Source organism: Gemmatimonadales bacterium (genome assembly GCA_035502185.1).
Classification (GTDB): domain Bacteria; phylum Gemmatimonadota; class Gemmatimonadetes; order Gemmatimonadales; family JACORV01; genus Fen-1245.
Genome location: DATJUT010000011.1, coordinates 42,282 through 53,513, shown reverse-complemented (window position 1 = coordinate 53,513; position 11,232 = coordinate 42,282). Strand labels below are relative to the sequence as shown.

Below are 11,232 nucleotides of genomic sequence, written 5' to 3'. Positions count from 1 at the left end.
CCGATGGTCGACACCACCGTCGAGGTCGAGCGCGTCTCCAAGAAGTTCCGCCGCGGCGAGCTGCACGATTCGCTCCGCGACCTGGTGCCCGCGCTGGTGCGCCGCGTGGTGCGCCGGGGCCCGCCGCCGGAGCTGGCGGCCCGCGAGTTCTGGGCGCTGCACGACGTGTCGTTCGCCGTGGGCCGCGGCGAGGCGCTCGGCGTGGTGGGCGGCAACGGCGCGGGCAAGAGCACCCTCCTCAAGCTGCTGGGCGGCATCCTGCGGCCCACGCGCGGCGCGGTGCGCATCCATGGCCGGCTCTCGGCGCTGATCGAGGTCAGCGCCGGGTTCCATCCCGACCTCACCGGGCGCGAGAACGTGTTCCTCTACGGCACCATCCTCGGGATGGCGCGCGAGGACATCCGCCGCCGGTTCGACGCGATCGTCGCGTTCTCGGGCCTCGAGGAGTTCATGGACACGCCGGTGAAGCGCTACTCGTCGGGGATGTTCGCCCGCCTCGGGTTCTCCGTCGCGGCGCACGTGGATCCCGACGTGCTCCTGGTGGACGAGGTCCTCAGCGTCGGCGACCTCGTCTTCCAGCGGCGCTGCATGGAGCGGATGCGCGAGGTGATCCGCCAGGGCACCACGGTGGTGTTCGTGTCGCACAACCTGCGCGCGGTGACCGACCTGTGCAGCCGGGCGCTCCTGCTCGACCACGGCCGGGTCGCCGCGGCGGGCGAGCCGGAGCGGGTGGTCGAGGCGTACCTGGTCGGCGCGCTCGCCGGCCGCCACGACGTGGAAGGCCGCGACGCGTACGTGGCGCGCGTCGCCGTCCGCGGCGCCGACGGCCCGCGCACGGTATTCCAGTCCGGCGAGCGCGCGTGGGTGGACGTGGAGATCGCCGCACGCACGGCCTGCGACCGGATGTCCGTCACCCTGTACCTGCAGGACGGGAGCGCGGTCGGGGTGTTCGACACCTCCACCCAGCGGCTCGGCCTGGAGGCCATCAGCCTCCCGGCCGGCGAGTCCTTCCACTGCTCGGTGGAGCTCGACCTGCACCTCGCGCCCGGCACCTTCCACGTCGGAGCGGCCCTGGTCCGCTACGACGTCCAGCGGGAGTACGATCGCTGGTTCCCCGCCGCGTCGCTGATCGTCGCGGCCGACCGCGACGTGCGGGGGATCGCGAACCTCCATCCCCGGGTGGTGGCGTTCGCGCCCGGCCCCCTGCCGGCCGCACCCGCCCGCCCGTAGACGATGGGTTCCGGCCCCGGCCGAACCAGGCGCGCGCCGTGATCGGCGGACGGCGCGCGATCGGCGTCGCGGTCGCCGCGGCGGGACTCGCTCTGGTCCTGGGCCTCACGCTCACGCCGGCGGCCGGCCCCGATGCCGGGACGTTCCGCTGGTGCCTGCTGTGCGGCGACCTCGGCCTGTCCGACTTCATCGCCAACGTGCTGCTGTTCGTGCCGCTCGCCGCCGGGCTCGTGTGGTCCGGCGTGGCCGGCCGGCGGATCGTGGCGGCCGCGTTCCTCCTCGCGGCGCTGATCGAGATCGCGCAGCTGGCCATCCCGGGCCGCGACTCCACCCTGGGCGACGTCGTCGCGGCCACGCTGGGCGCGGCGCTGGTCGTGCTCGCGCGGCGCCGGTGGGCCGCGCGCCGCTCCGCGCGCGCCGGGCTGCTCGCCGCTGCGGCCGCCTGGGCGGTGATCGCGGCCACCGGCTTCGCCCTGCGCCCGAGCCTGCCCCCGACCGTCTGGTACGGCCAGTGGACGGCGGCGCTGGGGCAGTTCGAGTGGTACCGGGGCCGGCTGCTGAGCGTCGCCCTCGGCGGCACGCCGCTCGGCGACGGGCGTCTCGACGATTCGCGTGGGGCGCGCGAGCGCCTGGCGGCGGGCGAGCCGCTGGTCGTGCGGGCCGTCGCGGGTCCGCGCACCGCGCGGCTCGCGCCGCTGTTCAGCGTCGCCGACTCCGCCTACCGGGAGATCCTGGTCGTGGGGGCGGACCGCGACGACCTGGTGCTCCGGGTGCGCCGTCGGGCGGCGGACCTGGGTCTCTTTCAGCCGGACCTGCGGTGGCGCGGCGCGCTCGCGGCCGCCCGTCCGGGCGACACGCTCGCGCTGGAGGCGCGCCGCGGGAGATCCGGCTACTGCCTCGCGCTCGACGGCCGCGAGCGCTGCGGCCTGGGCTATCCGGCCGGGCGGGCGTGGGCGCTGGTGCGCTTCGTCCCCGGCCTGCCGGCCGCCGCGGAGGCTGCGCTCGACTGCGGGTTCGCGGCGCTGCTCCTGCTGCCGGTGGGACTGCTGGTGAGGAGGAACGGCGCGGGCGCCGTGACGGCGCTCGTCGCGCTGGGCGGCGTCGCCGCGCTGGCGCCGGTGGTGGGTCTGCTGCCCACGCCGGCCGCGCAGCTCGCGGCCTCAGCCGCGGGGCTGGGTGCCGGCTTGCTGGCTCCACGCGCCGGCGAGGGCGCGGACGCAGCGGTGAATGCGGCCGTAGGCTGAGCGAAATGCGTCGAGCGGCTGGTTGACGGGGTCCGGCACGTCGCGCTCGGCCGTGGGCACGGGATCGAGGTCGCCGAGGAGCACGACGCGGCTCGCGAGGGCGGGCTGCATGGTGACGAGGCGGCGGCGCTGGTCGCGGTCCATCACCACCACGAGGTCCGTGTTGCGAAGATGGTCGACGGTCAGGATCTCCGAGCGGTGAGCCGAGAGGTCGACGCCGAACTCGCCCGCGGCCGCGAGCGCCTCGGGCGGCGAACGGCGTCCCGGCGCCAGGAACCCGGCCGAGGCGACGTCGACCCACGAGGGGAGCAGCTGGCGCGCCACGCCCGCGGCGAACGGGCTGCGGCACAGGTTGCCGTGGCAGAGGAACAGCAGCGGGGGCGGGTGAGGACGCCGGGACAGGCGTCGCAGGGCCGTCCGGCGCCGCCACCAGTGCAGTACGCGCCCGGGCAAGTTCGGCGCGGTGCGCGGCGGGGACGGCAGCTCTTCGGGCGCCACAGCCACGAATGTATCCTGCGTCACGTTGCCGCGCCTGCTCCCGGGCGGCGCATTGCCCCTTTGGGTCCCCGGCTCTAAGTTTGCCCGGACCAATGAGCTTGCCGCGCCTGTCACGGGAGTGGATGGTGCCGGCCATCGCGGGTGCGATCGCGATCGGCCTCGTGGCCGCTCCCGGAGCCCGGGCGCAGACGGTCACGACGGGCGCCATCCGCGGCGCCGCGGTCTCCACCTCCGGTCAGATCATCGCGGGAGTTCGCGTCACGATGACGCACCACGCCACGGCGTGGGCGCGGTCGGTCCTCTCGGACGGCCTCGGCGCGTACCGCAGCCCGGCGCTGCTGCCCGGGCGCTACGACATCCGGGCCGAGCGCCTGGGCTACCGCCCGCTGATCGTGCTCGACGTGTCGGTGAGCCCGGCCGCGGTGGTCACGCTCGACCTGCGGCTCACGCCGGCGGATCCTCCGGTCACCCAGGCGGATACGATGTCCTTCGTCGAGGGCGCGCTCCACGCGTCGCTCGCCCGCGGGACGTGGGATCCGGGAACGGACCTCGCCGATTTGGTGGATCCGCTGGGCCGCGTCTCGTCGGTCGCCGCCCTGGCGTCGGCCACCACGGGCGGCCTCGCGATGGAGGGACTCCCGGACCGGCTCGGCTGGGTGGGCGTGGACGGCATTCCGCGGACCGCGGCGGCGAGCCCCGGCGTGTCGCGTTCCGACTGGTCGACGCTGGGGCTGCCGCTGGCGAGCCTGCAGCACGTGGAGCTGGCGTCGGGAACCGACGTCGAGTGGCCGGGCATCGGCGGCGAGCTCCTCAGCGCGTTCAGCGCGCGCGGGCCGCGCTCCGGGCAGGTGCGGGGCTTCGCCGACGCCGGCACCAACGGGTATCGGGGCGCCGTGGTGGCCGGCGGGCCGGTGGTGCGCGACACCGCGTGGGGGCTGGTCGGGGTGGACGCCCGGCGCATCAACACGCCGCTCAAGTCGCCGTGGCCGGACGACACGGGGGCGAGCGCGGTGGTCGCGGCCGCGCCGCAGCTCTCGGAGTACCTCAAGGCGCTGACCCAGCAGACCGACGTGATCACCGCCTTCGGCCGGTTCGACTGGGAGATCGCGCGCGGGCAGTCGATCGCGCTGCGGGCGGCCGTGACCAACGCCACGGCCAGCGACGTCGGCCTCGGCGAGGGGCGCTTCACCGGACTCGGTACCTCGCTCGACGCGCGCGACGTCTCCGCCTCGCTGGCGTTCAACTCGCGCTTCAACGCCCGCCTCGGCTCCGAGGTGTCGCTCGCCATCGATCGCAGCCTGCGCGACTACTCCGCGCCGTCGCTGCCGCTCACCGTGCTGACCGCGGACGGGCTGTCGGCCGGCGCCGACGGGGCGGTGCCCGGCCGGTTCGAGCGCGACGCGACTCGGGCGTCGGCGGCCCTGCTGTACCGCCTCGGCATCCACGCGCTCAAGTTCGGCGCTGCAGCCGACTGGACCAACCACGACATCACCTACGATCCGTTGCGGAGCGGCGAGTTCCTGTTCGGGAGCACCGCCGATCTCGGCCTCGGCCGCGGCGCGTTCGTCCAGTCGGTGGGCGGCGTGCCCGACGCCACGTTCACCATCAGCGCGACCGCCTTCTTCGCCCAGGACTCGTGGTCGCCGGTCGCGGGCCTCGACATGCTGGTCGGCCTGCGGCTCGAGCGCGAGCACTGGCCCACCGGCGGCGTCACGCCGGACGCGGATTGGCTCCGGGTCAGCGGCATCCCCAACCAGGGCATCCCGTCGCTCAAGACGCAGGTGAACCCGCGGTTCTCGTTCGTGTGGTCCGCCGGCGCCCGGCGTGACTGGCTGCTGCGCGGGGACGCGGGAACCGCGTCGGAGAGCGTCGATCCCTCGGTGCTGGCCGAGGTCCTCAACCACGACGGCACCGCGGAGATGCGGCGCGGCGTCGGCGTGTTCGGCCCCTGGCCGGCCGTCCCGGACTTCACCGCCGCGCCGATCACGGGGCCGGTGCTGAGCCTCGTGAACTCGCACTTCCAGGCACCGCGGACCTCCCGGGCCGGCTTCAGCATCGCGCATGCGCTCGCGTCCGGGACGTCGGTCCAGGTCGCCGGCCAGTACCGCCACACCGACTTCCTGCCGCGGCGCACCGACCTGAACCTCCTCACCAGCCCGCAGTTCACCGATCAGTTCGGCCGCGCGATCTACGGGACGCTGCAGCAGGACGGCTCCCTGCTGGTGGCGACGCCGGGGAGCAACCGGCAGTTCGGCGCGTTCGACCGCGTGTGGGCGCTCGACCCGACGGGCTCCTCGGACTACTGGGGCCTGACGATCTCGCTGGAGCGCCTGCGGGAGCAGGGCCTCAGCGTGTGGGCGAGCTACACGTTCTCGCACACGACCGACAACCTGCCGGGCCTCGGGGGCAGCGTGCCGGACGCGCAGATGGCGCCGCCGCTCACGACCGGCGCCGGCACCACCGACTGGCGGAACGGGCGGTCGGATCTCGACGTGCCGCACCGCGCGCTCGCGGGCTTCGAGTGGTCGAGCGGCTCGGTGAAGCTGGCCGGCCTGGTGCGGTACCAGTCGGGCCTGCCCTTCACGCCGGGTTTCCGTGACGGCGTGGACGCCAACGGGGACGGCGCGGCGGGCAACGACCCCGCCTTCGTCTCGGACACCGTGTCGGGCGCGGCCGCGGTGGTGGGCGGGCAGTCGTGCCTCAAGTCGCAGGTCGGGCAGTTCGCGTCCCGCAACTCGTGCCGCGGGCCGGCGGTGACCAGCCTGGACGCGCGGCTGGTGATCGGCCTGTCCACGCTGGTGCACGCTCCGCTGTCGCTGGTCGTCGACGGCCTCAACCTGGTGAGCACCAACACCGGCGTCATCGACCGGGCCCTGTACCTGATCGATCCGACCCGGGCGCTCACCACCAACGGCGTGGGCGTCGTGACCGTGCCGCTGGTGGCGAACCCGAACTTCGGCAAGGTGCTCGCCCGCAGCACGCCCGGCGCGACGGTGCAGGCGGGCCTGAGGTTCAACTTCTGATGCGGCGCGCCGCGCTGCTCCGGGCCCTGGCCGTCGCCGCCGGCGCGGTGCTGGGCTGCACCAACGCCGGCGAGAACCACGTCACGTCGCTCGGCAGCACCGGGACGGTGACCGGGGCCGTCCTGCTGGACGCCAACGGCTCCCGCGTGATCGACGCCGGCGACGACTCGCTGGGCCACGTCAAGGTGCGGCTGGTGCACTCCGGCGGGCAGGACATCGGCCTGACGCAGACCACCGCCGCCAACGGGACCTTCGTGTTCAGCGCGGTTCCCGTGGGCGACTACTCGCTGGTGCTCGATACCACGACCTTCGCCGACACCCTGGTGCTGGTGCGGACCGACAGCCAGACCTTCACGGTGGCGCCCGGTGCCACCTCGCGGATCAACGTCCTGGCCGGCCGCCCGCTGGTGACGATGGCGCAGGCGCGGGCGCTGCCGGCCGGCCGCAAGGTCTTCGTGGTCGGCGTCGCCCTCGCGTCCGGCACGGCGTTCGCCGACACGACGACCGACATCGCCGACACGTCCGGCGGCCTCCGGGTGGCGCGCGCGCGCTCCGCCTTCGCGGCGGGCGACAGCCTGCGGCTGCTCGGCACCCTCGGCGTGCGCGACAGCCAGCCGGTGCTGAACGACCCGACCGTGTTCGCGCTGGGGCCGGGGCACCTCCCGACCGCCACGGGCCTGACGGCGGCGGCGGCGGCGGCGGCCGCCGGCGGCACCCTGGACGCCCAGCTGGTGAGCGTGAGTGGCGTCACCGTCACCGACACGGCCCGGACGCCCCAGAGCTTCGTGCTGACCGTGGCCGACGCCAGCGGATCGCTGGTGGTACAGCTGGACCAGACGGCCGATCCGGCGTTCACGACGGTGAACCTCCCGGGCAACTTCGTGCCGGGGAGCAGCTTCAACCTGCTCGGCGTCCTGGTGCCCACGGGGACGGGAACCTGGCGGCTGCGGCCGCGCTCGGCCGTGGACGCGAGCCTGATTCCACCCCCGGTGATCAGCATCGCCGCCGCGCGCCTGCTCCCCACCGGCCGGACGGCGTCGGTCGTCGGCGTCGCGCTCAACGGCTCCACGACCTTCGCCGACAGCAGCGTGTTCATCGCCGACACCTCGGGCGCGATCCGGCTGACCCGGCTGCGCACGACGGTGACGGCGGGGGACTCGGTGCGGGTCCGGGGCACGACGGCCAGCCGCAACGGCCAGCCGACCCTCGACGGCGGCACGACCACCGCCCTGGGTCGCGGCTTCTTCCCCACGGCGGCGACGCTGACGACCTTCGTCGCCGCGGGCGCGGCCGGCGGCGCCCGCGACGCCCAGATGGTGATCGTGAACAACGCGACGATCACCGACACGTCGCGCACCTCGACCAGCTTCCTGCTCACCGTGAGCGACGGCAGCGGGCCGCTGCAGGTCCAGCTGGACGGGACCGCCGACGCGGCCTTCCAGCCTGCCCAGCTGCCCGGGAAGTACGTGCCGGGCGCCAAGTTCAACCTGCTGGGGGTGCTGGCGGCCACCGGCCCCGGCGTGTGGCAGCTGAGGCCGCGGTCGTCCGCGGACCTGACCCTGATTCCGCCGACGCCCATCAGCATCCGGGCGGCGCGGTTGCTCGGGCCGGGACTGACGGTGACGGTGATCGGCACGGCGCTCAACAGCTCGAGCACCTACTCGGATACCACCGTGAGCCTGGCCGACACGTCGGGGGCGATCCGGCTGACGCGGCTGCGGACCACCGTCGCGGCGGGCGACTCCGTGCGCGTGCAGGGCGTGACGTCCACGCGGAGCGGCCAGCCGACGCTGGACGGCGGCACCGCGACGGCGCTCGGGCGCGGGCTCTTCCCGGCGGCGCCGACGCTGACCACGGCGGCGGCGGCGAACGCGGTGGGCGGGACGCGCGACGCGCAGCTCGTGCTGGTGCTGAACGCCACGGTGAGCGCGACCGCCCTGGTCCTGGGCAACTACACGATGACCGTCTCGGACGGCAGCGGGAACCTCACGGTCGTCCTGGATGCCTTGGGCGGGTTCGTCGTCCCGGGCGTGTACGTGGTCAGCAACGTGTTCGACATCGTCGGGATACTCGTGCCCACCGGCTCGGGCACCTGGACGCTCAAGCCGAGGTCGCCCGCCGACCTGGTGAAGCACTAGGGGCGCGGGACCCGGCGCCTCCCGGCGGCGCTAGCGCGCCGCCTCCTCCGATAGGTACAACACCGCATCCCGCAGGAACGGCGGCGCGAACGTCCGCCGCGCGCCCCCGTCGGTGCGCGCCCCCAGCACCACGTGCCCCGTCTTGGGGCTGAGCCACTCGACATCGAAGCGTCCCGGCGTCGCCGTGAGGTCCACGGTGACGGGGCCGCGGCGCGGTGCGTAGACGAGGTACCGCGCGCCGGGCGCCGGGACCACGAGGCAGAAGCCCGTGGAGCAGGCGGCGGGCGAGGGAACCGCCCGCGCGAGGCCGAGGCGGTCGCCGTAGGCGAGCGCGTAGCCGAGGTTGCGGCGCATCTCGTCCCAGTTCGGCGCGTGCGGATCGTAGCCCACCGGCCGCAGGTCCGCGTCCATCTCCGGTGCCGTGCGGTCGAACGGGTCCATGAAGACGGGATTCGCCCCGCGCGTCAGCGCGGCCCACGGGATGACGCGATCGCCGCACACGCCGCAGAAGTGGTCGGTGTCCCACAGCACCACCTTGCGCCCGTCGGCCGGCGGCGGCGCCTCCATCGCGCCCTTCGGCGCGCTGGGCGAGATCCAGTCGGCCGGGCTCGCCCACAGCACCGAGTCGTCGCCCTCGAACGTCGCCGTCATCCCCACGGGGTGTTGCTCGGGCCGCCGCGCCTCCAGCGACTTGACGAACGTGATCATGTGGTACTGCCACGGCGCGGACCCGGGCGGGCTCTCGTTGGAGACCTCGTACAGCACGTTGTCGAGGTCGCCCACCGTCTCGACCACCTTGGCGACGTACTGCTCCTCGAAGCGCACCACGGCCGGCACCAGGAGCGTGTGCGCCGCGTTCCCGGAGCCGGTGCCCGCGGGGTCCCCGTCCACGCCGTTGACGTTGTTGGCGCGGTTGTAGGGATGGCCGCGCCACGGATTCCCGAGGCCGGCGCCGATCGGCGCCACGCTCCAGCCGTCGAACAGCATCACCGACACGTAGATGCCACGCCGGCCCGCCTCCACGATCCGCTCGCGCATGCGGTCGAAGTACGACTGGTCGAAGCGGGTGAGGTCGAACTTCGGCTTGCCGTCGTTGGCGAGGCCGGGGCCGGTGCGCAGGTAGGGCTGCGGCGCGAAGTAGTAGGGCTCGCGGACCTCGGTCTGCCAGGTCGCCTGCTCCCACCGCCACAGCCGGAAGAAGTTCTCCCGGTAGCCCGCCAGCGTGTCGAGAAACGCGCCGTAGTCGAACCGCGGCGGCGGGTCGCCGTAGCCGTAGTCCTGAAAGTCGGTCCAGTCGTGGTCCCCGGCGAGCAGCACGATGCGGCCCGACGGGTCGGCGAAGTAGCGGGGGTTCCGCGCGGAGACGCGCAGCGGGCCGGACGCGGGCGTCCGCGCCGGCGGGCGCCAGGGCGTCCCGGGGTCACAGGCCGCCAGCAGCGCGGCGGCGCAGCAGGCGAGCCACGCCCCGCCGGGCCGCCGCATCAGGCGCGACTCGCCGCGAACGGGGGGAGCCGGCGCAGCGCGGAGCGGAGCGCCCGCCGCTCGTCGGCGGTGAGCGCGACGAGCCAGGCGCCGGCGGCGGCGACCGGGAGGGTGAGGACGACGCCGGCGAAGAACGACGCGAGCCCGTGCGCGGGCCACCGGTGCTCCACGGCCCAGGTCGCCGCCGCGAACGGGACCATCGCGGCGATGGGCCGCAGCCACATCTCCCGCCAGATGGTCCGCAGCGGGGTGCCCATCACCCGGCGCACCATCCAGGGCGTCACCAGCAGGGTCGTGACCAGGTTCGGCACGGTGGTGCCGAGGGCGACGCCCACCAGGCCGAGGCTGCGGATCCAGTACACGCTGAGGCCGACGTTGATGAGCGCCTCGGCGATGTAGAACGGCACCATCTCGCGGTGGCGGTTCACGCCGATCACCGTGCTCGCCACCACCTGCCGGCCCGCGGCCAGGGAGAGCGCGACGGCGAGGATGACCAGGATCCGGCCCGAGGTCGCCGCGTAGCCCGGCCCCATCCACAGCCCGATGAACGCGCCGCCCCGCAGGATGAAGGTGATCGTGATCGGGAGCGTCACCAGCGAGGAGACCGCGCCGGCCTTGAGGAGGACCTGCTCCAGCTCCTGCCGCGCGCCGAGGCCGTCGAGGGCGCTGGCCCGCGGGGTCATCGTTCTCGAGATGGCGCCGATGATGGAGCGGGTGTAGTCCGTGAGCGTGGACGCGATGGCGAAGTAGGTGACGCTGGCGACCGGAAGGAAGGCCCCGATGACCAGCGCGTCGGCCGAGTAGATCAGCGCCGCCGAGAAGTGCAGCAGGCTGGAGTAGACGCTGAAGGAGAAGATCTTCCGCAGCTCGGCGCCGTCGAGGCCGCGCAGGCGGTAGCGCAGCTCCGGATACAGTCGGGCCGTCAGCACGAAGTACACCAGGGTCTGGAGCAGCGTGCAGCCGAGCTGGACCAGCGCCAGCGCGAGCAGGCCGCCCCCCGCGCTCAGCGCCGCCAGGAGGGCCACCGCGCGCAGTGCGCCGATGCCGATGCCGACCACCGCGTCGAGGTCGAACCGCTGCATCGCGGTCACCGCGCCGCCGAACACCCCGCTCACCAGCGAGACCGCGACGTTGAGCCCGCCCAGGACTACCACGATCCGGGCGACGAGCAGCGTCCCGGGCGGGATCTTGAACAGGTGCTCGAGCGCGAGCGCGATCACCACCGAGGCGGCGAGGGCGACCAGGCCGGCGGCGGAGAAGATGGCCAGGCCGGCGGACGCGACGCGGCCGGCCTCCTCGTCCTCGACCCGGGCGTGGTGGCGCGCGATGTAGCGCGACACGGCGCCCCGGACGCCGAGGTCGAGGAGCCCCATGTAACCCACCAGCGACGCGAGCAGCACCCACACGCCGTACTCGGTGTTGCCCAGCGTGTGGACGATGAACGGGGAGAGGAAGAAGTTGACGACGACGGTGAACGCGAACGCGGCCCACGCCAGGAGCACGTTGCGGGCGGTGCGCGGCGTGGTCACGCGCTCGGAACGCGGCTGGGCGGCCTGATCGCCGGGCTGTTGCACGGCAGCAACCGTAACCAGGGGCGTGCCGCCCCCGCCAGGGGCC

General features: G+C 74.3%; 7 protein-coding genes. 4 read left to right on the top strand and 3 right to left on the bottom strand.

Going from position 1 to position 11,232, the window contains the following annotated elements:
• Window positions 1–3: 3 nt before the first annotated feature.
• Complete coding sequence (locus VMF70_01270; protein ID HTT66634.1) at window positions 4–1,230, top strand: ABC transporter ATP-binding protein; 1,227 nt, start codon at window positions 4–6, stop codon at window positions 1,228–1,230.
• A 38-nt stretch (window positions 1,231–1,268) separates the two neighbouring features.
• The gene (locus VMF70_01265) at window positions 1,269–2,474 is read left to right on the top strand and encodes a VanZ family protein (GenBank protein ID HTT66633.1); all 1,206 of its coding nucleotides are present in this window, start codon (window positions 1,269–1,271) and stop codon (window positions 2,472–2,474) included.
• Here VMF70_01265 and VMF70_01260 read toward each other — a convergent pair.
• Entirely contained in the window at window positions 2,391–2,978 is a 588-nt protein-coding gene (locus VMF70_01260; GenBank protein ID HTT66632.1) for a hypothetical protein, read from the bottom strand. The genes VMF70_01265 and VMF70_01260 overlap by 84 nt on opposite strands.
• Window positions 2,979–3,064: 86 nt before the next feature.
• Between VMF70_01260 and VMF70_01255 the strand changes: the two genes are divergently transcribed.
• Together VMF70_01255 and VMF70_01250 are read left to right on the top strand one after the other, a co-directional pair.
• The gene (locus tag VMF70_01255; GenBank protein ID HTT66631.1) at window positions 3,065–5,995 is read left to right on the top strand and encodes a carboxypeptidase-like regulatory domain-containing protein; all 2,931 of its coding nucleotides are present in this window, start codon (window positions 3,065–3,067) and stop codon (window positions 5,993–5,995) included.
• On the top strand, window positions 5,995–8,133 hold the full coding sequence (locus tag VMF70_01250) for a hypothetical protein (protein HTT66630.1): 2,139 nt from the start codon (window positions 5,995–5,997) through the stop codon (window positions 8,131–8,133). The genes VMF70_01255 and VMF70_01250 overlap by 1 nt, the downstream gene beginning before the upstream one ends.
• Window positions 8,134–8,163: 30 nt before the next feature.
• On the opposite strand, the gene VMF70_01245 is transcribed toward VMF70_01250, so the two are convergent.
• Entirely contained in the window at window positions 8,164–9,615 is a 1,452-nt protein-coding gene (locus VMF70_01245; GenBank protein ID HTT66629.1) for a DUF6298 domain-containing protein, read from the bottom strand.
• A complete protein-coding gene (locus VMF70_01240; protein HTT66628.1) occupies window positions 9,615–11,189 on the bottom strand; it encodes an oligosaccharide flippase family protein in 1,575 nt (524 codons plus the stop codon). Before VMF70_01240 ends, VMF70_01245 begins: the two co-directional genes overlap by 1 nt.
• Window positions 11,190–11,232: the final 43 nt, after the last annotated feature.

Coding starts and splice junctions, on each gene's coding strand:
- VMF70_01270 (HTT66634.1), top strand. CDS start 4: ATGGTCGACACCACCGTCGAGGTCGAGCGCGTCTCCAAGAAGTTCCGC.
- VMF70_01255 (HTT66631.1), top strand. CDS start 3,065: ATGAGCTTGCCGCGCCTGTCACGGGAGTGGATGGTGCCGGCCATCGCG.
- VMF70_01250 (HTT66630.1), top strand. CDS start 5,995: ATGCGGCGCGCCGCGCTGCTCCGGGCCCTGGCCGTCGCCGCCGGCGCG.
- VMF70_01245 (HTT66629.1), bottom strand. CDS start 9,615: ATGCGGCGGCCCGGCGGGGCGTGGCTCGCCTGCTGCGCCGCCGCGCTG.